Here is a 22047-nt window from a genome sequence, read left to right as displayed (position 1 = left end):
CGCTTCGCGATGGCCTGCGGCCACTCTTGACATGCCACCCCGTCCCGGAAAGCCAAGAACTGTCGGGCCGCCCCCGGGGGGAGGCAGGGGGGAGGGTCCCCGTTGCTTGCCGTCCGGCGCCCGGCCGCAGGCCGAGTGGGGCCGATGCCCCGCCCTTCGGGCGGAAAGAGCGCCCCTAATCGCTACGCGCTCCTCCGAGAGAAGCGTCAGCGGGCCGCCAGGGGCTGAGACTTCGGTCAGACCGATGTGCAGTCGGGTCTAGTGGCCGTCCGCCCCAAGAGTGGCGCTCCAAACCGCAACAAAAGGGGCATTGTGAGTGGCTGTTGAGTCTCGGCGGCTCCTTGACCCGAGTGGACTCTCGTCTGGCCGAGCTTTGAGCTCCGCCGCACCCCTCACCAGCCCAAAACGACTCGCAGACGCCTCTCTCGGCGAAGCGCGTAGCGATTGATGGCGTTCTTGTCGCCCAAAGGGCGCCGCATCAGGCCCACTCGGCCTTCGGCCGGGCGCCGGGCCCCAGGCAATGGGCAGCCTCCCCCATGCCTCCCCCGGGGGCGGCCCGACAGTTCTTGGCTTTTCGGGACGGGGTGTCCTGTCAAGGGTGGCCGCAGGCCATCGCGCAGCGACGCGACGAAGGAGCGCTCTTGACAGGACGCCCCGGCACGGGAAGACAGTTGAACTGACGGGCAGCCCCCGGAGCGTCACCGACCCCGAAGCTCGAAACCCCGCCCCCCTCGCGGCGAAGCCGCCCCCCAAAACGCCCGAAGGCGGCACCCCCAGGGGTGCCGCCTTCGGTCGAAGACCAGCCGATCAACGTGGGCCTGACGGCCCCAGTCGATCAGAAGTCCATGTCACCGCCCGGCATGCCGCCGCCCGCGGGGGCACCGGCCTTCTCGGGCTTGTCTGCGATGACGGCCTCGGTGGTGAGGAAGAGGGCCGCGATCGACGCCGCGTTCTGCAGGGCAGAGCGGGTGACCTTCGCCGGGTCGATGATGCCCTCGGCGATCATGTCGACGTACTCGCCGGTCGCGGCGTTCAGGCCGTGACCGATCGGCAGGTTGCGCACCTTCTCGACGACGACGCCACCCTCGAGACCACCGTTGACGGCGATCTGCTTGAGCGGGGCCTCCAGCGCGAGCTTGACGGCGTTCGCGCCGGTCGCCTCGTCGCCGGTGAGCTCCAGCTTGTCGAAGACCGAGGAGGCCTGGAGGAGCGCCACGCCACCACCGGCGACGATGCCCTCTTCGACGGCCGCCTTGGCGTTGCGGACGGCGTCCTCGATGCGGTGCTTGCGCTCCTTGAGCTCAACCTCCGTCGCGGCGCCGGCCTTGATGACGGCCACGCCGCCGGCCAGCTTCGCGAGGCGCTCCTGGAGCTTCTCGCGGTCGTAGTCCGAGTCGGAGTTCTCGATCTCGGCGCGGATCTGGTTGACGCGACCCTGAACCTGGTCGCTGTCGCCGGAGCCGTCGACGATCGTGGTCTCGTCCTTGGTGATGACGACCTTGCGGGCGCGGCCGAGCAGGTCGAGACCGGCGTTCTCCAGCTTGAGGCCGACCTCCTCGGAGATGACGGTGCCGCCCGTGAGGATGGCGATGTCACCGAGCATGGCCTTGCGACGGTCGCCGAAGCCCGGAGCCTTGACGGCGACGGACTTGAAGGTGCCGCGGATCTTGTTGACCACCAGGGTCGACAGGGCCTCGCCCTCGACGTCCTCGGCGATGATCAGCAGCGGCTTGCCGGACTGCATGACCTTCTCGAGGAGCGGCAGCAGGTCCTTGACCGAGCCGATCTTCGAGTTGACGATCAGGATGTACGGGTCGTCGAGGGACGACTCCATGCGCTCCATGTCGGTGGCGAAGTACGCCGAGATGTAGCCCTTGTCGAAGCGCATGCCCTCGGTGAGCTCGAGCTCCAGGCCGAAGGTCTGCGACTCCTCGACCGTGATGACGCCTTCCTTGCCGACCTTGTCCATCGCCTCGGCGATGAGCTCGCCGATCTGGGTGTCGGCGGCGGAGATGGAGGCCGTGGAGGCGATCTGCTCCTTGGTCTCGACATCCTTGGCCTGGGCCAGCAGGGCGGCGGAGACGGCCTCGACGGCCTTCTCGATCCCGCGCTTGAGGGCCATCGGGTTCGCACCGGCGGCTACGTTGCGCAGGCCCTCGCGGACGAGCGCCTGGGCCAGCACGGTGGCCGTGGTCGTACCGTCGCCGGCGACGTCGTCCGTCTTCTTGGCGACTTCCTTGACCAGCTCTGCGCCGATCTTCTCGTACGGGTCCTCGAGCTCGATCTCCTTGGCGATGGAGACACCATCGTTGGTGATCGTGGGGGCGCCCCACTTCTTCTCAAGGACGACGTTGCGACCCTTGGGGCCAAGGGTGACCTTGACGGCGTCGGCGAGCTGGTTCATGCCTCGCTCGAGACCGCGCCGGGCCTCCTCGTTGAACGCAATGATCTTGGCCATCTGAAGTGGTCCTCCCGGACAGCGGTGGATTGCTCCTGGACCGCGCCCGCGCCCGCGACGGACGGCCTGCGTGCCCGGCGGTTTCTTCCCGCCGGACCCTGCGGGCCTCACTGACCCGGTCCTCGTTTATGTAGCACTCTCACTAGGAGAGTGCTAACGCCAATGATTAGCACTCGGCACCCCCGAGTGCAAGCGGCTTGGGGGAACACCCGGTGAACGGCGTGGCTCGCGGCGCGCCCCGCGCACCCTCCCCGGCCAGGCGCCGCAAGGCCCGCGGCCCCCCGGCGGCCGCTCACGCCCCGGCGCGGAAGCCCGTACGCACGAGGGGCCCGCATCCCTAGTCCCGGGATGCGGGCCCCTCGTGTTCGTCTGTCGGTGGTCGATCGCTCCGGCTAGCCGACTGCGAGCTTGACCATGTCCGCCTGCGGACCCTTCTGGCCCTGCGAGATCTCGAACTCGACCCGCTGACCCTCTTCAAGGGTGCGGTACCCGTCCATCTGGATGGCGCTGTAGTGGACGAACACATCCGCACCACCGTCGACCGCGATGAAGCCGTAGCCCTTCTCCGCGTTGAACCACTTGACGGTGCCCTGAGCCATGCCTAACTCCCCTATTACTGGCCCTTGCGCAGGACCGCACTTCGCGGACCCGGGTCAGAACTTGCGCCGGAACGCCTCGACCGGGGCTGAATGTATCCGCACCGCTGCTGTCTGCAACAGGTCATTCCGACGAGAATTCTGGACACGCCAAAAGTTTGAAATAGGGTGAAAATTAGGAATATTCCGGGGCAACTCGGGCCGGACAAAGGACGCCAAGGCCTCATAGCGCGCTTGCATGTTGACTCAATGTCAACCCTTCCGCGGCCCGTTCATATGCGGCGGGCAAGAACAGCGGTGGGGACTTCCCCAACTCTACCGCGCCCAACCAAGCAGAATTGCCCCCTCCGTTTCTCACCGGAGAGGGCAATTCGGGGTGGAGCACTGCCGCGGAGGATCAGCCGCCCGCGACGGCGGGAATGATCGAGACGCCCGCGCCGTCCGGCGTCGGCGTCTGCAGCCCGCCCTCGAAGCGCACGTCGTCGTCGTTCACGTAGACGTTCACGAAGCGGCGCAGCTTGCCCTGGTCGTCGAGGACGCGAGCGGCGATGCCCGGGTGGCTCTGCTCCAGGGACTCGATGACCTCGCTGAGGGTCGCGCCGTCGGCCGGGACCTCGGCCTTGCCGCCGGTGTAGGTGCGCAGGATGGTGGGGATGCGGACGTTGACGCTCATGGCGCTACTGCCTTTCCGGGGGTCGGGGAGGGTCAGGCCAGGCCGGCGGCGCGGAACGCGTCCAGGCTGGGGCGGATGGTGGCGGTCTGGCCGCTGTCGTCGGCCACCGCCTCCAGGGTCTTCAGGCCGTCGCCGGTGTTGAGGATCACCGTGGTCAGCGCCGGGTCGAGCTGCCCGTTCTCGATGAGCTTCTTCGTCACGCCGACGGTCACGCCGCCCGCGGTCTCGGCGAAGATGCCCTCGGTCTGCGCCAGGATCTTGATGGCCTCGACGACCTGCGTGTCGTTCACGTCCTCGACGTAGCCGCCGGTGCGGCGCGCGATGTCCAGGACGTAGGGGCCGTCGGCCGGGTTGCCGATGGCGAGCGACTTGGCGATGGTGTCCGGCTTCTGCGGGCGGACCACGTCGTGACCGGCCTTGAAGGCCGTCGAGACGGGCGAGCAGCCCTCGGCCTGGGCGCCGAAGATCTTGTACGGCTTGTCCTCGACCAGGCCGAGCCTGATCAGTTCCTGGAGACCCTTGTCGATCTTCGTGAGCTGCGAGCCGGACGCGATCGGGATGACGATCTGGTCGGGCAGCCGCCAGCCGAGCTGCTCGCAGATCTCGTACGCCAGGGTCTTGGAGCCCTCGCCGTAGTACGGGCGCAGGTTGACGTTGACGAAGCCCCAGCCCTCGCCGAGCGGGTCGCCGATCAGTTCGGAGCAGAACCGGTTGACGTCGTCGTAGTTGCCCTCGATGCCGACCAGGTCACCGCCGTACACGCCGGCCATGACGACCTTGCCCTGCTCCAGGTCGTGCGGGATGAACACGCAGGAGCGCAGTCCGGCCCGGGCGGCGGCGGCGCCGACGGCGCCGGCCAGGTTGCCCGTGGAGGAGCAGGAGAGCGTGGTGAAGCCGAAGGCGCGGGCCGCCTCGACGGCGATCGCCACGACCCGGTCCTTGAAGGAGTGCGTCGGGTTGCCGGAGTCGTCCTTGACGTAGAGCTTGCCGGTGACGCCCAGCTCCTTGGCCAGGTTCTCGGCGTCCACGAGCTTGGTGAAGCCCGGGTTCAGGTTCGGCTTGGAGGCCACGTCGGCGGGGACGGGCAGCAGCGGCGCGTACCGCCAGATGTTGTTCGGCCCGGCCTCGATCGCGGCGCGCAGCGCCTCGGGGTCACCGGCCGGAAGGTCGTAGGCGACTTCCAGCGGGCCGAAACACTCGGCGCAGGCGAAAATGGGACCGAGCTCGAACCGGGTGGCGCATTCGCGGCAGGAAAGCGCGGCGGCGGGTCCGAGATCGACGGTGGTCGCGGCAGAGGTGACGTCAGTCTGTACAGCCATGACGGCGAGGCCCTTTCTCCTCATCTTCCCCGTGGCGCACTTCGCCACGAGACGGATTTGGCACCTTCCCTAGCCGGGGACCTCGCTGCGTACATGAGCGCGAGACCGACTGGAGGGTTGCCGGGGCTTCAACGGGCCGTATCCCTCTGCCCCTCTGGATGAGCGGTATGGCGCGAACGCGCCTTGGCGGCGCACCCGTGCGTTTGTACGTGGGGACCCCCGACATGCGATGGTCCTCCGCGTTGTTCAAGACTGTAACCGAAGGCATGGATGGTTGAGACAGCCGTCCAAACCGCGAGATGGATCATATTTCGGCCATAACGATGGCCGGGTCACCACCGAATCAGGGAGTGCTGAAGGTGCTGGAAGAGGTGGAGCGCTGGCTGGGGGCCCGCTCCTGGTCCGCCACCGACCGACCGCTGGAGCGGCTGCTCTCGGCCAAGCGGGCATCGGGCATCACAGTCAGCGTCGTCCTGCCCGCTCTCGACGAAGAGGCGACGGTCGGCGCGATCGTCGAGGTCATCCGCCGTGACCTGATGACCTGCCTGCCCGTCCCGCTGGTGGACGAACTCGTCGTCATCGACTCCGGTTCGAGCGACCGGACCTCCGAGGTCGCGCGGCGCGCGGGCGCCCGCGTGGTGCACCGCGACGACATCCTGCCGCGGGTCCCGGCGCTGCCCGGCAAGGGCGAGGTGCTGTGGCGCTCGCTGCTGGTCACCACCGGGGACATCGTCTGTTTCGTCGACGCCGACCTGCGCGACTTCTCCGCCGCCTTCGTCTCCGGGATCGTCGGCCCGCTGCTGACCGAACCGGACGTGCAGTTCGTCAAGGCGATGTACGACCGCCCGCTCGGCGACGCGCCCGGGCAGGGCGGCCGGGTCACCGAGCTGGTCGCCCGCCCGCTGCTGAACCTGCACTGGCCGCAGCTGGCCGGCTTCGTCCAGCCGCTGGGCGGCGAGTACGCCGTACGCCGCTCCCTGCTGGAGCGGCTGCCGTTCCCCGTCGGCTACGGCGTCGAGCTGGGCCTGTTGGTGGACGCGCTGCACACGGCGGGCCTGGACGCGCTGGCGCAGGTGGACGTCGGCGTACGGCTGCACCGCCACCAGGACGGGCGGGCGCTGGGCCGGATGGCCGCCGCGATCTACCGCACCGCGCAGCTGCGCCTGTCGCGCGGGCACCTGGTGCGGCCGGAACTGACCCAGTTCGAGCGGGGCCCGGACGGCTTCGAACCGCGCACCCACCCCGTGGACACGGTGGAGCGGCCGCCGATGCTGGAGGTGGAGGAGTACGCCCACCGGCGGGTGGCCTGACGGGTGCGGCCGGGTGGGCGCGGGGTGGCATGACGGGGCTCACGGTTTGAGCCCGGCCCGCCCGGGCTAGGTTGCCCGCATGGCCTCTCAGGTACTCGTCGCCGCGAACCGCGGCCCGCTCTCGTACGCCCTCGACGCCGAAGGGAACCTCAGCGCCCGGCGCGGCGGAGGCGGCCTCGTCTCCGGTCTCTCCGCCGCCCTCACCCGGCAGCCGGACGCCCTGTGGATCTGCGCGGCGCTCTCCGACGCGGACCGCGAGGCGGTCCGCCGGGGGGTCGCCGAGCCGGGCGTGCGGATGCTGGACATCGATCCGGCCGTCTACGACGACGCCTACAACGCCATCGCGAACTCGGTCCTCTGGTTCACCCACCACCACCTCTACGACGTCCCGCGCGAGCCGGTCTTCGACGCCGCCTTCCACCGGGCGTGGGAGTCGTACACCACCTACAACCGGGCCTTCGCTGAGGCGCTCGCCGCGGAGGCGGAGCCGGGGGCCCGGGTCCTGGTGCAGGACTACCACCTGGCGCTGGTGCCCGGCATGCTGCGGGAGCTGCGGCCGGACCTGCTGATCGCGCACTTCACCCACACCCCGTGGGCCTCCCCCGACTACCTGCGGATCCTGCCCTCGTACGTCCGCGAGGAGCTGCTCTGGGGCATGCTCGGCGCGGACGTGGCCGGTTTCCACACGCGGGCCTGGGCGGACGCGTTCCTGAGCGCGGTGCCGCTGGACGACGCGCGGGGGGTGGCCGCGGCGGACGGCGACGTGATCGGGCACGAGCGGCGCGGGGCGTGGGCGCGCCGGAGCACCGCGGTACGGGTCTTCGCGCTGGGCGTGGACGGCGACGAGCTGCGGGCGCTGGCGCACCGGCCGGAGGTCGACGACAAGCTGGCGGCGCTGCGGGCGGAGGTCGCCGGGCGCAAGGCGGTGGTGCGGGTGGACCGGACGGAGCTCTCCAAGAACATCCTGCGCGGCCTGCTGGCCTACCGGGAGCTGCTGACCACCCGGCCCGAGTGGCGCGGGCGCGTCGTGCACCTGGCGTCCGCCTATCCCTCGCGCCAGGACCTGGCGGTGTACCGCGCGTACACGCAGTCCGTGCGGGAGCTGGCGGCGGAGATCAACGAGGAGTTCGGTACCGCGGACTGGCAGCCGGTGCTGGTCTCGGTCGAGGACGACTTCGCGCGCTCGCTGGCGGCGTACCGGATGGCGGACGTGGCCCTGGTCAACCCCGTGCGGGACGGGATGAACCTGGTGGCGAAGGAGATCCCGGTGGTGTCGGAGGCGGGGTGTGCGCTGGTGCTGTCGACGGGGGCGGGGGCGTACGAGGAGCTGCGGGAGGATGCGGTGACGGTGAACCCGTACGACGTCACGGAGACGGCGGCTGCGCTGCACGCGGCCCTGTCCATGCCGGAGGGGGAGCGGGCCGAGCGCACGAAGCGGCTGGCCGCGACCGCGACCGCGCTCCCGCCGGCGGCCTGGCTGGAAGCCCAGCTGGCCTCCCTCCCCTAACCTCCCCACCCGGCCCGGTCCCCGCCGGACGGCCGGAAACTCCCGCCCCGCGCGGGCCGGCGTCGCCTCCGGCGGGTCCTCAAACGCCGGACGGCTGGGAAATTCAGCCTCGCCGGCGTTTGAGGCGCCCCCGGAGGGCAGACCGAGCCGCAGACGGTCGCTCGGCCTGCGCGGGCCGGTGTTGCCTCCGGCGGGTCCTCAGGCGCCGGACGGCTGGAATGCCCCCGAGCCGGGGTCGCGGCGCAGCCAACCCAGCCTCGCCGGCGTTTGAGGCGCGCCCCGAGGGGGTCAGAGGGCGGTGGCCAGGGTGGCGAGGAAGGCGGCTATCTCGGGCGGGCCCGGGAGGGTGAGGTCGGCTCGGGCGGCCAGTTCGGGGACTTCGGCCGAGCCGCTGCACACCAGCAGCCCGGGAATACCGTCGGCCCGCAGCTTCTCCACGGCGGCGAACGCCGCCAGGTCCCCCAGGTCGTCCCCGGCGTACAGCACCGCCTCCGCCCCCGTCTCCGCCAGGTACTCGGTGAGGGCGACCCCCTTGTCCATCCCCGGCGGCCTCAGCTCCAGCACCGCCCGCCCCGGCTCGACCATCAGCCCGTGCCGCGCGGCCAGCTCGGCCAGCGGTTCCCGCAGCGCCTCGAAGGCCGCGGCCGGGTCCTCGGCGCGCCGGGTGTGGACCGCCAGCGCGCGCCCCTTCTCCTCGATCCAGGTGCCGCGCCAAGCCCCGATCGCGTCCAGGAACCCCGGCAGCTCGGCCCGTACGGCCGCCACCCCGGGATGCTCGGCGGGCGCGTGGACGCTCCCGGTGACCGCGTCCCAGCGCTCGGCCCCGTAGTGCCCGAGGACCACCAGGTGCTCAAGCCCCGGCACCCCGGCGAAGCCCCCGTAGCGGACGGCGACCCCGGCGGGCCGCCCGGTGATCACGGCCACCGACGCCACGCGCGGCGCGAGCGCGGCCAGCGCGGGCACGGCGTCGGCGTGGGCACGCGCCTGGTCGGGATCGGGCACGATCTCGGCGAGGGTGCCGTCGAAATCGAGGGCGATCACGGACCGGCGCGGGTTGCGCAGCAGGGCGTCGAGCCCTTCGCGTCCGGCGGCGGTGACGGGCATCGGCAGGCTGTCGGCAGGCACGCTGTGCGGATGGCTCCCCATGCCTATGACCCTAACGGTCGCCCCCGGGGAGGGCTATCGCCGGGCCCGCTGCGCTTCGCGCAGCCTGCGCAGGCGGTTGACCGTACCGGGCGCGTGGGCGAGCGCCCGGGGGTCGTCCATCAGCGCGTTGAGCAGCTGGTAGTAGCGGACCGGGGGCATCCCGAGGACTTCCCGTATGGCCCGCTCCTTGGCGCCGGGACCGGGCCAGGTGCGCCCTTCGTAGGCGAGCACGGCGGCTTCCGTCTCCGTCAACCGCCCGCCCTCCGTCATACCGCCAGGTTAACTCCGGCCACCGACACCGGCCGCGCGGGCGGACGGCGCCGGTGGGCGGCGGGCGTCAGCGCCCGTCGGCCGCCCGCGCCGCGCGCCCGATCTCCTCCAGCGTCTTGGCGGGCTGGCCGCCCGGCTGGACGGTCTTGCCGATGTTCTGCTTGATGTTCTCGCTCACCGCCGCCCAGGACTCCTTGCCGACGGGGTAGAGCCGCGAGCCGGGCAGCGCCTGGAGGAAGGTCTTGAGCTGCGTGGCGCCGGGGCCGGTGGCCGCGTCCATCGACCGGTAGCCGCTGGTGGTGACCGGCAGCAGGTCGTAGCGGCTGGTGAAGGCCGTCTGGTTCGCGGCGGAGTACAGGTGGTCGAGGAACTTGCCGGCCTCCTTGCGGTGGCCGTTCTTGAAGGCCATGACCCAGTCGGCGACGCCCATGCCGGGCTTCTCCGCGCCGTCGGAGGTCGGCAGCGGCACCATGGCGAACTTCACGCCCTTCGCGGCGGCCTGCTTGATCAGCGTGGGGTGGCCGTTGAGCATGCCGACCTCGCCGCGCGTGAAGCCGTCGAAGGCGGCCTGCCGGTCGAGCTTGGCGGGCTCGACGGGGCCGGTCAGGCCACCGCCGACCAGGGTGTCGCGCAGGTACTCGAAGGTCTTGACGTTGTCCGGGGAGTCCAGCGCGTAGGACTCCTCGTTGTCGGTGTATCCGCCGCCGCCCGCCAGCATCCAGTTCATGGTCTCGGCCTGCGCCTCCTCCCGGCCCAGCGGCAGCGCGAAGGGGGTGGGGACCTTGGCGGCCTTGAGCTTCTTGGCGGCGGCCTCCAGGTCGGCCCACGACTTGGGCTGCCAGCCCTTGCCGGTGCCGACGGCGCTCGCCGGGATGACGCCCGCGTCGGCGAAGAGCTTCTCGTTGTAGAAGAGCAGCCGGGTGCTGGCCACGAAGGGCATGCCGTACTGGACCCGCTTGACCTTGCCCGCGTCGGCGAGCGGCGCGAGGAAGTCGGCCTCGGTCTGTACGGAGAGCAGCTCGTCGGCGGTGTAGAGCTTGTCGGCGGCCGCGTAGTCGGCGTAGGCGCCGATCTGCGCGATGTCGGGGGCCTTGCCGGCCTTGACCAGCGCGGCGACCTTCGCGTCGACCTCGGTCCAGGAGTAGACGTTCACCTCGACCTTGATGCCGGGCTGGTCCTTCTCGAACGAGCGGGCGAGGTCCTTCCAGTACCCGGCGGAGGAGTTCTCCGGATTGTCCCCGTAGTCGGCCGCCACGACGTGCAGGGTCACCTCGTTGTTCCCACCGAGGACCTCGCTCCCGCAGCCGGTCAGGGTCGCGGTCATGCACAGTGCGGCGCCGGAGGCCGCCAGGCTCAGGTAACGGGCTCTCACAGCTCTCTGTCCACCCCTGGTTGTACGTACGATCCACGTAAGGTCTACACCACTTTCGCGGACTGTCCACAACCGGGTGCGGGCGGGGGCCCCCGATTTGTATGGCTACTCAACAATCCCTCTCAGTGGACTAGACCTTTCCCCGCCGAGCACGCGAGACTGTCACCGTGAAACCCGTGAAACACGTCATCGCCCTCGATGTGGGCGGCACCGGGATGAAGGCCGCCCTCGTCGCCGAAGACGGCAGCCTGCTCCACGAAGCGCGCCGGGCGACCGGCCGCGACCGGGGCCCCGACGCCGTCGTCGAGTCGATCCTGGAGTTCGCCGCCGAACTGCGCGACCTGGGGGTGCGGCGCTGTGGCGAGGCCGCCTCCGCCGCCGGAGTCGCCGTTCCCGGCATCGTCGACGCCGAGAACGGGATCGCCGTCTACGCGGCGAACCTGGGCTGGCGCGACGTACCGATGCGCACCCTGCTCAGCGACCGCCTCGGCGGCATCCCCGTGGCCCTCGGCCACGACGTGCGCACCGGCGGGCTCGCCGAGGGCCGCATCGGCGCGGGCCGCGGCGCCGACCGCTTCCTCTTCGTGCCCCTGGGCACCGGCATCGCGGGCGCCATCGGCATCGCGGGCCGCATCGAGGCGGGCGCCCACGGCTACGCGGGCGAGATCGGTCACATCGTGGTCCGCCCCGGCGGCCCCGCCTGCGGCTGCGGCCAGCACGGCTGCCTGGAGACCCTCGCCTCCGCCTCCGCCGTCACCCGCGCCTGGGCCGCCGCCTCCGGCGACCCCGAAGCGGACGCGGCCGACTGCGCCAAGGCCGTCGCCTCCGGCGATCCGCGCGCCCGGGAGGTCTGGCTCGCCGCCGTCGGCGCCCTCGCCGACGGGCTGGTCACCGCCCTCACGCTGCTGGACCCGCGCACCCTGATCATCGGCGGCGGGCTCGCCGAGGCCGGGGAAACCCTGTTCGCACCGCTTCGGGCCGCCGTGGAGGAACGCGTCACGTTCCAGCGGCTGCCCGAGATCGTTCCGGCGGCCCTCGGGGACACCGCCGGATGCCTGGGCGCGGGTCTGCTCGCCTGGGACCTACTCGCCACGGAGGTACCTGCCTGATGGCCGGAAGCGCACACAGCACCGTTCTCTCAGGCGCCAAGGTGGTACTGCCCACCGGAACCGTCACGGGCGGCCGCGTCATCGTCGAGGGCGAGCGCATCGCGGGCAGCGCCCGCGAGGACGCACACACCCTCGACCTGGCCGGGCACTGGATCGTCCCCGGCTTCGTGGACATGCACAACCACGGCGGCGGCGGCGCCTCCTTCACCTCCGGCACCCCCGAGGAGATCCTCCGCGGCGTCCGCACCCACCGCGAGCACGGCACCACCACGCTGGTCGCATCCACCGTCACCGGAGACCTCGACGAACTGGCCCGGCGGGCCGCGCTGCTCGCCGAACTGACCCAGCAGGGCGAGATCGCGGGCATCCACTTCGAGGGCCCCTTCATCAACCCCTGCCGCAAGGGCGCGCACAAGGAGGACCTGCTGCGCGACCCGGACCCCGCCGAGGTCCGCAAACTGATGGACGCCGCGCACGGAGCGGCCCGGATGTTCACCCTGGCCACCGAACTGCCGGGCGGCCTGGACTCCGTACGCCTGCTCGCCGAGCACGGGGTGATCGCCGCGATCGGGCACACCGACTCCACCTACGACCAGACCCGCGAGGCCATCGACGCGGGCGCCACCGTCGCCACCCACCTCTACAACGCGATGCCCGGCCTGGAGCACCGCGCACCCGGCCCCATCGCGGCGCTGCTGGAGGACGAGCGGGTCACCGTCGAGCTGATCAACGACGGCACCCACCTGCACCCGGCGATGCTGGAGCTGGCCTTCCACCACGCGGGCGCGCACCGCGTCGCGCTGATCACCGACGCGATGGACGCGGCGGGCTTCGGCGACGGCACCTACCACCTCGGCCCGCTGGAGGTCGAGGTCAAGGACGGCGTGGCCCGGCTCGTCGAGGGCGGCTCCATCGCCGGCTCGACCCTGACCCTGGACACCGCCTTCAAGCGCTCGGTGACCCTGGACCGGCTGCCGGTCGAATCCGTGGTCCAGGCGATCTCCGCGAACCCCGCCCGGCTGCTCGGCGTCTACGACCGGGTCGGCTCGCTGGAACCGGGCAAGTACGCCGACCTCGTCGTCCTCGACGCGGACTTCGACGTCAAGGGCGTCATGCGGCACGGCGAATGGATCGTCACCCCGGCCGTGTGACGGGCCGCGGCGACCCCGCCACCAGGCCGTCTGACGGCCCGCCACCAGCGGCCAAGCGGCCGTACCGACACGGGCGGCCGGCCCGGGGGACTGGGCCGACCGCCTTCCGTTTGGCATGATCCCGGCAGACCGCAACCCGGGGGCCCGCCGCATGATCGTCACCGTCACGCTCAACACCGCACTCGACGTCACCTACCGCGTACCGAGGCTGCTCCCGCACGCCTCGCACCGGGTGTCCGACGTCATCGAGCGCCCCGGCGGCAAGGGGCTCAACGTGGCCCGGGTGCTCGCCGCGCTCGGCCACGAGGTCACCGCCACCGGCTTCGCGGGCGGCCCGGCGGGCGACGCGGTCCGGGCGGGCCTGGCCGCCCACGCGCCGGGCGTCGTCGACGCGCTCCTGCCGTGCGCGGGCCCCACCCGGCGCACCCTGGCCGTGACCGACGCGGCGACCGGCGACACGACCCAGTTCAACGAACCCGGCCCGCTGATCACACCGGCCGAATGGGCCGCCTTCCTGGAGCACTACGACACCCTCGTACGGCCCGGCGCGCACGCCGTGGCCCTGTGCGGGAGCCTGCCGCCCGGCGTCCCCGTCGGCGCCTACGCGGTCCTCGTGCGCACGGCCCGCGCGGCCGGGATCCCCGTGCTCCTCGACACCAGCGGCGAGGCGCTGCGCCGCGGGATCGCCGCCCGCCCCGAGATGATCAAGCCGAACTCCGCCGAACTCGCCGAGCTGACCGGCTCCCGCGATCCGCTGCCCGCCACCCGGGACGCCCGCCGCCGCGGCGCCCACGCCGTGGTCACCTCGCTGGGACCGGCCGGGCTGCTCGCCGCCACCCCGCAGGGCACCTGGCAGGCCGCCCCGCCGCGCCCCCTGGCCGGCAACCCCACCGGAGCCGGGGACTCCGCCGTCGCGGGCCTGCTCTCCGGCCTCGCCGAGGGCCTGGACTGGCCCGCGCGCCTCACCCGCGCGGTCGCCCTGTCCGCGGCCACCGTGCACGCGCCGGTCGCGGGAGAGTTCGACCCCCGCACCTACGAGGAGGTACGGGGGTCGGTCACCGTCACACCGACGCCCGGTCAGTGACCGGGCGCGGGCGGACGGACGACGTGAGGGGCCGAAGGGATCAGGCCGGGTCCAGCCACAGCTGGTCGATGAGCACGTCGCACTGGTTGCCCGCCTCGCACGAAATCTTGACCGTGTTCGACCCCGCGTTGAGGTCGACCAGCGAGTAGGTGTTGGTCCAGCTCTTGTCCCACTCGCCGGGCTTCGCGTTCGTCCAGTTCTTCATGTTGATCGGACGGGTCTGCGCCTCGCCGTTGACGGTCAGCGTGGTGCTGCCGTCCTTGCCGGGCACCCCGTAGGTCATCCTCAGCTTGTACTTGCCGGTCTTCGGCACGTCCAGCGTCCATGTCAGCGACGCGCCCGGCTTGTTGAAGCCGCCCACGTACTGCCCGGTGCTCGACTTGGCGCCCGGCACGCTGTTCTGCACGCCCGCACCGCCCGCCAGCGCGAACCCGGACCCCGTCGCGTCCGCCTTCGGCAGGTTCGACGGCGCCGAAGCCGACGGCGAACCGCTCGGCTGCTTCGAGGGCGGCGGCGAGGACTGGGCCTGCGTCGGACCGGTGTCCTTGCCGTCCGCCTTGTCCTTGTCCTTGTCGCCGTTGCCGAACATCACGGCCGCGCCGATGCCGATCGCGACGGCGGCGACCACCGCGGCGGCCGCGATCAGCATCCCCCGGCGGCTGGAACCGCCGCCGTGCGGCGGGCCCGCCTGGGCGTGGTGCTGCGGCGGCTGCGGGGGCTGCTGCTGGGCCGGGCCGCCGTAGCCGCCCGCCTGGAGCGTCTCGGGCGCCTGGTACTGCGCCTGGTACTGCGGGGGCTGGCCCTGCTGGTAGCCGGGCTGGCCGGGGCCCTGCTGGTAGGGGACCGGGCCGCGCTGGCCGCCGAACGTCCGGTCGCCGACCGTACGCACCTGGTTGTAGGAGGTCCTGGGGACACCCGGCTGCGCGCCACCGGCGGGGCCGGGGTAGCCGTATCCACCACCCTGTCCGGGCGGTGTGGCTCCGGCTGCCTGCCCGTCCTCGTAGAGGTAGCCGAACGGGTCGTCGTCCTCGGGCTTGTTCGCCCCACCGTTCGAGCCGTTGTTCGCGGGCGTCGTCATCGCAGGTCACTCCTTTCGACCCACGGGAGCCTACCTCGAACAGGCGCACCGCAGGCGCTGCGCCGACCGGCGGAAGGCCTCAGCCCGCCCGGCGGTGCGCCTTGGACCGCGACCGCTTCTCGATGTACATCCGCTGGTCGGCGGAGCGCAGCACCTCGTCCGCGGACATCCCGCAGCTCGCCCAGCCGATGCCGAAACTCGCCCCCACGCGGACCGCCCGGCCGTCCACCCGGATCGGCGGGATGATCGCGTTGCGCAGCCGGACCGCGAGGTCGGCGGCGTCCGCCGCGCCCAGTCCGTCGGCCAGCACCACGAACTCGTCGCCGCCGAGGCGGGCGACGGTGTCACCGTCCCTGACCCCGGTCGTCAGCCGCCGGGCCACCTCGATCAGCACCGCGTCCCCGGTGTGGTGCCCGAACCGGTCGTTGATCGACTTGAAGCCGTCGAGGTCGCAGAAGAGCACCGCGAGGCCCTTGGTGCCGTCGTCCACCTCCGACGCGGGCGCCACCGTGTGCACGTGGTGGTCGTACGGTCCCGCTCCCCCGACGCCCCCCGGGCCCCCGGGACCGCCCGGCTGCCCCGGCACGCCGGGGAACTCGAAGGCGTCGGGGCCGCCGTCCGGGCGGAAGCCGTGCTCGCCGACGCCGGCCGGCTCGCCCCGTCCGTCCCGTGCGTCCCGGCCGTCGCGCCCTTCGAAGGCGGCGTCCAGGGCCTCGACCGCCGTCGCCCGCACGGACTGCGGTCTGCGGCACAGCCGCGCGCCGAGCCGTGCCCGCAGCTCGGCGCTGTTGGGCAGCCCGGTCAGCGCGTCGTGACTGGCCCGGTGCGCGAGCTGGAGTTCGTGCCGCTTGCGCTCCTCGATGTCCTCGACGTGCGTGAGCAGGAAGCGCGGGCCGTCGGCGGCGTCCGCGACGACGGAGTTGCGCAGCGACACCCATACGTACGTGCCGTCCCGGCGCCCCAGCCGCAGCTCGGCCCGGCCGCCCTCGGCGGAGGTGCGCAGCAGCGTGCCGATGTCCTCGGGGTGCACGAGGTCGGAGAAGGAGTAGCGGCGCAGGACGGACGCGGGGCGTCCCAGCAGCCGGCACAGCGCGTCGTTGGTGCGCAGCAGCCGCCCGTGCTGGTCACCGCCCATCTCGGCGATGGCCATGCCGCTGGGCGCGTACTCGAAGGCCTGGCGGAACGACTCCTCGCTGGCCCGCAGCGCCTGCTGCTCGCGTTCGAGCCGGACCAGGGCGCGCTGCATGTTCGCGCGCAGCCGCGCGTTGCTGATCGCAATGGCCGCTTGGAACGCGTACATCTGGAGCGCCTCGCGTCCCCAGGCCCCGGGGCGGCGTCCGTTGCGCGGCCTGTCCACCGAAATGACACCCAGCAGTTCCCCGGCGGACGCGTACATGGGCGCGTACAGCCGGTCCTCGGGGTGCCACTCGTCCTCGAACCGCGGATCGGGGCCCTCGGTGTGCCACTGGGGGACGTCGTCCTCCATCAGGACCCAGCCCTCGGTGTGCGGGATGAAGCGCAGACCGTCCCAGCTCTCGCCCATCGTCAGGCGGCGGTCCCAGGAGCCGCGGGAACCCACGCGGCCGGTGATGAGGGCCTCCGCGGCGGGGTCGCCGGCGAAGGCGGCGACGACGAGATCACCGTCGGGGCGTACCAGGTTGACACAGGCGAGTTCGTAGCCGAGGCCCACGACGATGCCGTCCACGACGGTCTGCAGGGTGTCCGCGAGACTCCGGGCCGTGTTCAGCTCGGCGACCACCTTGTGCAGCTGCCGCAGGGTCGCAAGACGGACGTACGGCTCCGACTCGGTCTCCATCGTTCGCTCTCCCCGAGACCTCGACAGCAACTCCAGGTTTGTCATCGGCGTTTCGTTGCGGTGTCCCGTCCACTGAATCACAGTGAGCTGTGCCGCAGGTACACAGGGTCAACAAATCTTGCCCTCTGTGACTTAAGTCACATGGGATGAATAATGTGGCCCGTGCGGACTGGGAGCGCTCCCCGTCATTCCCGCGAGCAAACGATACGTGGGGCACCGGGAAGAGCGCGGAACGACACCGCCCGGAGACCTAGGACGCGGGTCGCGGCCCGGCTCGGACCACGGCCCGATGCGGCGGCCGGACCGCGCGACTAGCGTTCCCGGTGTGCTGACGACAAGAGCCGCGATACCCCTGATCCCCGCCGTGACCCCCGCCTCCCCGGCCAGCCCTCATGCTGGGGGAGTGAGCAACGACGAGTTCCGGGAAGCCATGTCCCGGCTGGCGGCGGGCGTGGTGCTGGTCACCGCGCGCGAGGAACCCCTGTCCGCGACCGGCCCCCTCGGCGAGGACGTCGGCATGACGGCGACCGCCTTCATGTCGGTGTCCCTGGACCCGCCACTGGTCCTGGTCAGCCTGCGCGAGGGGTCGCGGATGGACGACCTGCTGGCCGAACAGCCGCTGTGGGGGGTCTCCGTACTCGCCGAGAGCCAGCGGCAGGTGGCGAGCCGGTTCGCGATGAAGGGCCGGATCAGCGACCGGCTGCTCTTCGCCGACCTGCCGTCCGTGCGCGGGGACGTCTCCGGCGCGCTGCTGATGCCCGGCGCGCTGGCCACCCTGGAATGCCGCACCGAGAGCCGCGTCGAGGCCGGCGACCACACCCTGGTCATCGGGCGGGTCCTGACGGCCGGCCTGCCGTCCTCCGAGAGCGGGCCCCTCACCTACTTCCGGGGGCGCTACCGGCACTTGGGGGCGTAGGGAACCGCCCGCGGGCGGCGCGCGGTTCGGGCGACCGGTTCGGGCGGCTGGGCTCGGGCGGCGCTACCAGTCCCGGCCGGTGCGGCCCCGCTTGGTCTCGGCGCGCGCCTTCTTCTCGCGCAGCCGCCGTTCGTTGATCCCGCGCGGGATCTTCGTCGCCCGCCGCGGCTTCGGCGGCGGCGCCGTCGCCTCCGCGAGCAGCGACGCCAGCCGCACCAGCGCCATCTCCCGGTTGCGCAGCTGCGAGCGGTGCTCGGAAGCCCGTACGGTCACCACCCCGTCCACCAGCCGGGAGGCGAGCCGCTCCAGCGCCCGCGCCTGCCACACCTCGGGCAGCGCCTTGGTGGCGGCGACGTCGAAGAGCAGCTCGACCCGGGAGTCGGAGGTGTTGACGTGCTGCCCCCCGGGCCCCGAGGAGCGCGAGAAGCGCCACGTGAGTTCGGCTTCGGGCAGCGCGACCGAACCGCGGATGACATAGGGACCAGGCATGCCCCCTATGATCCGCCCCCGGCCGCCCGGCGTCACCCGCATTTCGCACGGATCCCCGCCCCTCCTCCTTCGGATCTTCCGTCGGAAAGCGGCCCGGCTGGAACCTCTGCGCCCCCTCCCCGCGTTATGACAGTCAGCGGTAACGTCACCAGGGCGTCAGAGGACGTCGCACGGCGTCGCAGGGCGCCGGCAGCACAGAGGAAAGGGACATCCCATGGCTGTAAGCCTGTCCAAGGGCGGCAACGTCTCGCTCAGCAAGGAGGCTCCCGGCCTCACGGCCGTGACCGTCGGCCTCGGCTGGGACGTCCGCACCACGACCGGTGTCGACTTCGACCTCGACGCGTCCGCGATCGCAGTGAACCCGACGGGCAAGGTCTACTCCGACGCCCACTTCGTCTTCTTCAACAACAAGGCCACCCCGGACCAGAGCATCGTGCACACCGGTGACAACCGCACCGGCGAGGGCTCCGGCGATGACGAGTCGATCAACGTCAACCTGGCGGCCCTCCCGGCCGACGTGGACAAGATCGTCTTCCCCGTCTCCATCTACGACGCCGACGCCCGCGGCCAGAACTTCGGCCAGGTCCGCAACGCGTACATCCGCGTCGTGAACCAGGCCGGCGGCGCCGAGATCGCCCGCTACGACCTCTCCGAGGACGCGGCCACCGAGACCGCCATGGTCTTCGGCGAGCTGTACCGCAGCGGCGCGGAGTGGAAGTTCCGCGCGGTCGGCCAGGGTTACGCCTCCGGCCTGACGGGCATCGCCCAGGACTTCGGCGTCAACGTCTGACCGCGCCGCCCGGGCGGTGACGCCCGGGCGGCCGACGGCAACGTCCGGGCGTCACCGCCCGAGCGGCTCCCGGGGCCCGTCCGTCCCGGCTCCGCGCCCGTGCCCCCGCGCCCGTCCGCGCGGGGGCACCGGCGCGCCTTGCTACCGTCGCCCCGTGATCCTCGAACCCCTCGTCCCCCTCGACGGCGCCCTGCCCGGCCCGGTCCTCACCGAGGTCGCCGCCCTCTACGCGACGAACCATGCCTTCTTCGAACTCAGCGGCGACTTCCCCGACCCGGCCCGGATCACCGTCGAACAGGTCGCGGCCGCGCTCGCCGACGAACTCGCCCATGACGGCGCCCAGGTGCTGCTGGCCCGTTCGGCCGGGCGCCTGGTCGGCCTCGCCGCCACCCTCGACCACCACCCCGACCCGGCATCCGGCGACCCGGACCCCTGGATCGGGCTGCTGCTGGTCGACGCCACCGTCCACCGCGCCGGGTACGGCCGTACGCTCGCCACCCTCGTCGAGGACCGGTTCCGCGCCGCGGGCCGGGGCGGCGTGCGCCTGGCCGTACTGGACGACAACCCGGCCGGACTCGCCTTCTGGACCGCCCAGGGCTACACCGCGCTGCGCCGGGCCCCGGACCTCCAGCACGGCCGGCCCTGCACCGTGCTGCGCAAAGCACTCACCGGCCGGAGCTGACCCCGGCGGGCCGCGCCGCCTTCCCGTCGTCCGCCTTCGGCTTGCCCTTCCCGTACAGCCACACGTCCCAGACCTCGTCCAGGTCGTGCCCGGTCGACTCCTCGGCGAAGGCGGTGAAGTCGCGCGTACCGGCGTTCCCGTGCCGGTGACCGGCCGCCCAGCCGCGCACCAGCGCGAAGAAGGCCGGATCGCCGACCTCCTGGCGGATCCGGTGCAGGACCATCGCGCCCCGGTAGTACACGGGGTCGTCCGAAATGTGCCCGGGGCCGGGCGGCTCGGCGGGCGGGAAGTCCCCCCACGGCCGGTCCGCGTCGGAATCCACGCGCGTGTCGCCCTCCACGAACGCGGTGAAACGGTCCTGCGCGCTCGGCCCGCCGTGGTCCTCCGACCACAGCCACTCGGCATAGGTCGCGAAGCCCTCGTTGAGCCACATGTCCTTCCACGCCTTGGGCGACACCGAGTTCCCGAACCACTGGTGCGCCACCTCGTGCAGGACGAGCAACTCGCTCGGCGCCCCGGCGAACACCGGCCGGGTCTGCGTCTCCAGCGCGTAGCCGAGGGTGCCGCGGCGCTCCACGATCGCCCCGGTGGTGCTGAAGGGGTACGGACCGAACTTCCCGCTGCCCCACTCGACCATCTCCGGCAGCCGCGCGAGCGGTCCGGCGCTGGCGGCCGCCTCCTGGGGCGCGACGGCGTCGTACACGGGGATCCCCGAGGGGGTCTTCCCCGTCGTGACCGTGTACGTACCGATGGCGGCCACCGCGAGGTAGCTCGCCATCGGGGCGTCGCCGTGCCAGGCGAAGACCGTCCGGCCCGCGCCGTCGTCCGTCCGCGAGCGCAACTCCCCGTTGGACACGGCCTCGTACCCCTGCGGGACGGTGAGCGTGATGTCGTACACGGCCTTGTCGCTCGGGTGGTGGTTGCCCGGGAACCAGGCCATCGACCCGACCGGCTCGCCGACCCCCACCGCGCCGTCGCCCGTGGGGATCCAGCCCTCCTTCGAATCGTCCGCGTCGTGGACGACCCGCGGGGTGCCGGAGTAGCTCACCCGCGTACGGAAGACCCGCCCCTTCTCCAGGTCCTCGGCGGGTCGGACCGTCAGCTCGTTCCCGGTCCGGTTGAACCGGGCTCCGGCGTCGTCGACGGTCACGGCCTTCACGTCGAGCCCGGCGAGGTCCAGGTTGAAGGAGCTGAGGCCCTGCGTGGCCCGGGCGGTGATGACGGCGGTCCCGGTCAGGTGCCGCCGCCCGGGCTCGTAGGTGATGCCGAGGGCGTAGTGCTGCACGTCGTAACCGCCGTTGCCCGCCTTCGGGAACAGCGGGTCGCGCAGACCCGACCCCCCCGGCGTGCCCTCCACCGGGCCGCCCGTGCACCCCGCGAGCAGGACGAGGAGCAGGGCGAGGGGCGCGGCGGCGGGCCGGGGGCGGTGATCCACGCTCCGATAGTAGGGGCGCCTACCGGGCGAGGGAGTCGGCGCCGGCCTTGGCGAACTTCTCGTCGAGGTCACCGCTCGGCGCACCGGCCACACCGATGCCGGCGACCGGGGCGCCCGCGGCCTGGACCGGGGTGCCGCCGCCGAGGAACAGGGTGCCCGGGATGTCCTTGAGGTTCGGGGTCTGGGCGAGGCGGCCCGCGAGGACGGAGGTCGGGGCGTTCCAGGACACGGCGGTGAACGCCTTGCGCTGCGCCGACTCGTACGACTGCGGGCCCGCGCCGTCGCCGCGCAGCGTCACCAGGGTGTTGCCGTTGCGGTCGACCACCGCGACCGTCACCTTCTGGTTCTCCTGCTCGGCGGCCTTCAGCGCGGCCTGCGCGGCGCGGGTGGCCGCGTCGATGGTCAGGTGGGTCGAGGTGGTGAAGTTCTTGCCGCCGTCCTCCTTGGCCACGGCCGCGGCGGGGGCGGCCGCGGGGGCCGGGGCGGCGGTGGCGCTGACGGCCCCGAAGGTGCCCGCGCCGAGCGCTACGGCGAGGGCGGCACCGGTGAGGACACGGGTACGGGTGTTCATGGCTGCTCCTGGGCTTCGTCCGGGGGGCCGGGGTCCCGGCCACCCCCTGATCGTGTCCCGCCGCCCCACCCCACCGGATCCCCGCACCGGCTCGCCCCCGCGCCCCCACCGGCTGAGGGGCGGGTCAACCGATCGGCCGATGCGAAACCTCCCCGGAGGGGCCACGGTGGTCTCCCGGGGTCCCGGCTCCCGGCCCGGCGGAGCCATACCCGGTCTGCGGAGCCATACCCGGCCCCGGGCAGCCCGACCCAGCCTCGCCGGCGTTTGAGGCGCGG

At 72.3% G+C, this 22047-nt stretch carries 20 protein-coding genes and 1 riboswitch; of the genes, 8 read left to right on the top strand and 12 right to left on the bottom strand.

From position 1 onward, the window contains the following. Window positions 1-835: 835 nt before the first annotated feature. The 4 genes from groL to thrC all read right to left on the bottom strand — a co-directional run bounded on the left by groL (window position 836) and on the right by thrC (window position 5070). Entirely contained in the window at window positions 836-2458 is a 1623-nt protein-coding gene (gene groL / locus ABZY31_RS29695) for a chaperonin GroEL (RefSeq protein ID WP_356416449.1), read from the bottom strand. Window positions 2459-2850: 392 nt separating this feature from the next. Then, complete coding sequence (locus tag ABZY31_RS29690) at window positions 2851-3057, bottom strand: cold-shock protein (RefSeq protein ID WP_003967346.1); 207 nt, start codon at window positions 3055-3057, stop codon at window positions 2851-2853. 394 nt (window positions 3058-3451) lie between these two features. After that, window positions 3452-3727, bottom strand: coding sequence for a MoaD/ThiS family protein (locus ABZY31_RS29685; RefSeq protein WP_356416447.1), 276 nt, complete (start codon window positions 3725-3727; stop codon window positions 3452-3454). 32 nt (window positions 3728-3759) lie between these two features. Next, on the bottom strand, window positions 3760-5070 hold the full coding sequence (gene thrC, locus ABZY31_RS29680) for a threonine synthase (protein WP_356416445.1): 1311 nt from the start codon (window positions 5068-5070) through the stop codon (window positions 3760-3762). Continuing rightward, window positions 5064-5211: riboswitch (SAM riboswitch) on the bottom strand. Its footprint overlaps the gene before it by 7 nt. 194 nt (window positions 5212-5405) lie before the next feature. Between thrC and ABZY31_RS29675 the strand changes: the two genes are divergently transcribed. Next, window positions 5406-6356, top strand: coding sequence for a glucosyl-3-phosphoglycerate synthase (locus tag ABZY31_RS29675; protein WP_356416443.1), 951 nt, complete (start codon window positions 5406-5408; stop codon window positions 6354-6356). 79 nt (window positions 6357-6435) lie between these two features. Continuing rightward, entirely contained in the window at window positions 6436-7863 is a 1428-nt protein-coding gene (locus ABZY31_RS29670) for a trehalose-6-phosphate synthase (protein ID WP_356416442.1), read from the top strand. Between the two features lie 288 nt (window positions 7864-8151). Here the strand turns inward: ABZY31_RS29670 and otsB are convergent, their stop codons facing one another. The 3 genes from otsB to ABZY31_RS29655 form a co-directional block, all read right to left on the bottom strand. Then, window positions 8152-9009 (bottom strand): trehalose-phosphatase, encoded by an 858-nt coding sequence (gene otsB, locus ABZY31_RS29665; protein WP_356416440.1) that lies wholly within the window; start codon window positions 9007-9009, stop codon window positions 8152-8154. A 33-nt stretch (window positions 9010-9042) separates the two neighbouring features. After that, window positions 9043-9279, bottom strand: coding sequence for a DUF3263 domain-containing protein (locus ABZY31_RS29660; RefSeq protein WP_330331765.1), 237 nt, complete (start codon window positions 9277-9279; stop codon window positions 9043-9045). Between the two features lie 67 nt (window positions 9280-9346). After that, a complete protein-coding gene (locus tag ABZY31_RS29655) occupies window positions 9347-10603 on the bottom strand; it encodes an extracellular solute-binding protein (RefSeq protein WP_356416460.1) in 1257 nt (418 codons plus the stop codon). Between the two features lie 224 nt (window positions 10604-10827). On the opposite strand from ABZY31_RS29655, the gene ABZY31_RS29650 reads away from it, so the two are divergent. The 3 genes from ABZY31_RS29650 (at window position 10828) to ABZY31_RS29640 (ending at window position 13995) form a co-directional block, all read left to right on the top strand. Continuing rightward, window positions 10828-11760 carry an ROK family protein gene (locus ABZY31_RS29650; RefSeq protein WP_356416458.1) on the top strand — a complete coding sequence of 311 codons (933 nt, stop codon included), beginning with the start codon at window positions 10828-10830 and terminating at the stop codon, window positions 11758-11760. Next, the gene (nagA, locus tag ABZY31_RS29645; RefSeq protein ID WP_356416438.1) at window positions 11760-12911 is read left to right on the top strand and encodes an N-acetylglucosamine-6-phosphate deacetylase; all 1152 of its coding nucleotides are present in this window, start codon (window positions 11760-11762) and stop codon (window positions 12909-12911) included. The genes ABZY31_RS29650 and nagA overlap by 1 nt, the downstream gene beginning before the upstream one ends. A gap of 151 nt (window positions 12912-13062) precedes the next feature. After that, the gene (locus ABZY31_RS29640; protein WP_356416455.1) at window positions 13063-13995 is read left to right on the top strand and encodes a 1-phosphofructokinase family hexose kinase; all 933 of its coding nucleotides are present in this window, start codon (window positions 13063-13065) and stop codon (window positions 13993-13995) included. Between the two features lie 40 nt (window positions 13996-14035). On the opposite strand, the gene ABZY31_RS29635 is transcribed toward ABZY31_RS29640, so the two are convergent. Both ABZY31_RS29635 and cdgB read right to left on the bottom strand, forming a co-directional pair. Continuing rightward, complete coding sequence (locus ABZY31_RS29635) at window positions 14036-15073, bottom strand: CBM35 domain-containing protein (RefSeq protein WP_356416435.1); 1038 nt, start codon at window positions 15071-15073, stop codon at window positions 14036-14038. Window positions 15074-15152: 79 nt separating this feature from the next. Next, window positions 15153-16889, bottom strand: a complete 1737-nt coding sequence (gene cdgB / locus ABZY31_RS29630; protein ID WP_356416432.1) for a diguanylate cyclase CdgB — start codon at window positions 16887-16889, stop codon at window positions 15153-15155. Window positions 16890-17244: 355 nt separating this feature from the next. Here cdgB and ABZY31_RS29625 point away from each other — a divergent pair, with 355 nt between their 5' ends. Next, window positions 17245-17805 carry a flavin reductase family protein gene (locus tag ABZY31_RS29625; RefSeq protein ID WP_356416452.1) on the top strand — a complete coding sequence of 187 codons (561 nt, stop codon included), beginning with the start codon at window positions 17245-17247 and terminating at the stop codon, window positions 17803-17805. Window positions 17806-17868: 63 nt separating this feature from the next. Here ABZY31_RS29625 and arfB read toward each other — a convergent pair whose 3' ends face one another. Next, complete coding sequence (arfB, locus tag ABZY31_RS29620; RefSeq protein ID WP_356416429.1) at window positions 17869-18294, bottom strand: alternative ribosome rescue aminoacyl-tRNA hydrolase ArfB; 426 nt, start codon at window positions 18292-18294, stop codon at window positions 17869-17871. Window positions 18295-18508: 214 nt separating this feature from the next. Here arfB and ABZY31_RS29615 point away from each other — a divergent pair, with 214 nt between their 5' ends. Together ABZY31_RS29615 and ABZY31_RS29610 are read left to right on the top strand one after the other, a co-directional pair. Beyond that, complete coding sequence (locus tag ABZY31_RS29615) at window positions 18509-19084, top strand: TerD family protein (protein WP_356416427.1); 576 nt, start codon at window positions 18509-18511, stop codon at window positions 19082-19084. Between the two features lie 154 nt (window positions 19085-19238). Further along, complete coding sequence (locus ABZY31_RS29610) at window positions 19239-19766, top strand: GNAT family N-acetyltransferase (RefSeq protein WP_356416424.1); 528 nt, start codon at window positions 19239-19241, stop codon at window positions 19764-19766. Here ABZY31_RS29610 and ABZY31_RS29605 read toward each other — a convergent pair. Then, a complete protein-coding gene (locus tag ABZY31_RS29605; protein ID WP_356416421.1) occupies window positions 19750-21201 on the bottom strand; it encodes a M1 family metallopeptidase in 1452 nt (483 codons plus the stop codon). The genes ABZY31_RS29610 and ABZY31_RS29605 overlap by 17 nt on opposite strands. 19 nt (window positions 21202-21220) lie before the next feature. Next, window positions 21221-21772, bottom strand: coding sequence for a heme-binding protein (locus tag ABZY31_RS29600; RefSeq protein ID WP_356416418.1), 552 nt, complete (start codon window positions 21770-21772; stop codon window positions 21221-21223). Window positions 21773-22047: the final 275 nt, after the last annotated feature.

Source organism: Streptomyces sp. NPDC006529 (genome assembly GCF_040611795.1).
GTDB lineage: Bacteria > Actinomycetota > Actinomycetes > Streptomycetales > Streptomycetaceae > Streptomyces.
Note: the sequence above shows the minus strand (reverse complement) of the source record. Positions and strands in the feature narration are given on the sequence as shown.

Bases quoted from the DNA above. Each gene is read 5' to 3' on its own strand.
- groL (WP_356416449.1), bottom strand. From the start codon at position 2,458: ATGGCCAAGATCATTGCGTTCAACGAGGAGGCCCGGCGCGGTCTCGAG.
- ABZY31_RS29670 (WP_356416442.1), top strand. From the start codon at position 6,436: ATGGCCTCTCAGGTACTCGTCGCCGCGAACCGCGGCCCGCTCTCGTAC.
- otsB (WP_356416440.1), bottom strand. From the start codon at position 9,009: ATGGGGAGCCATCCGCACAGCGTGCCTGCCGACAGCCTGCCGATGCCC.
- nagA (WP_356416438.1), top strand. From the start codon at position 11,760: ATGGCCGGAAGCGCACACAGCACCGTTCTCTCAGGCGCCAAGGTGGTA.
- ABZY31_RS29685 (WP_356416447.1), bottom strand. From the start codon at position 3,727: ATGAGCGTCAACGTCCGCATCCCCACCATCCTGCGCACCTACACCGGC.
- arfB (WP_356416429.1), bottom strand. From the start codon at position 18,294: ATGCCTGGTCCCTATGTCATCCGCGGTTCGGTCGCGCTGCCCGAAGCC.
- ABZY31_RS29640 (WP_356416455.1), top strand. From the start codon at position 13,063: ATGATCGTCACCGTCACGCTCAACACCGCACTCGACGTCACCTACCGC.
- ABZY31_RS29600 (WP_356416418.1), bottom strand. From the start codon at position 21,772: ATGAACACCCGTACCCGTGTCCTCACCGGTGCCGCCCTCGCCGTAGCG.
- ABZY31_RS29660 (WP_330331765.1), bottom strand. From the start codon at position 9,279: ATGACGGAGGGCGGGCGGTTGACGGAGACGGAAGCCGCCGTGCTCGCC.
- ABZY31_RS29615 (WP_356416427.1), top strand. From the start codon at position 18,509: ATGGCTGTAAGCCTGTCCAAGGGCGGCAACGTCTCGCTCAGCAAGGAG.
- ABZY31_RS29690 (WP_003967346.1), bottom strand. From the start codon at position 3,057: ATGGCTCAGGGCACCGTCAAGTGGTTCAACGCGGAGAAGGGCTACGGC.
- ABZY31_RS29635 (WP_356416435.1), bottom strand. From the start codon at position 15,073: ATGACGACGCCCGCGAACAACGGCTCGAACGGTGGGGCGAACAAGCCC.
- ABZY31_RS29655 (WP_356416460.1), bottom strand. From the start codon at position 10,603: ATGACCGCGACCCTGACCGGCTGCGGGAGCGAGGTCCTCGGTGGGAAC.
- thrC (WP_356416445.1), bottom strand. From the start codon at position 5,070: ATGAGGAGAAAGGGCCTCGCCGTCATGGCTGTACAGACTGACGTCACC.
- cdgB (WP_356416432.1), bottom strand. From the start codon at position 16,889: ATGGAGACCGAGTCGGAGCCGTACGTCCGTCTTGCGACCCTGCGGCAG.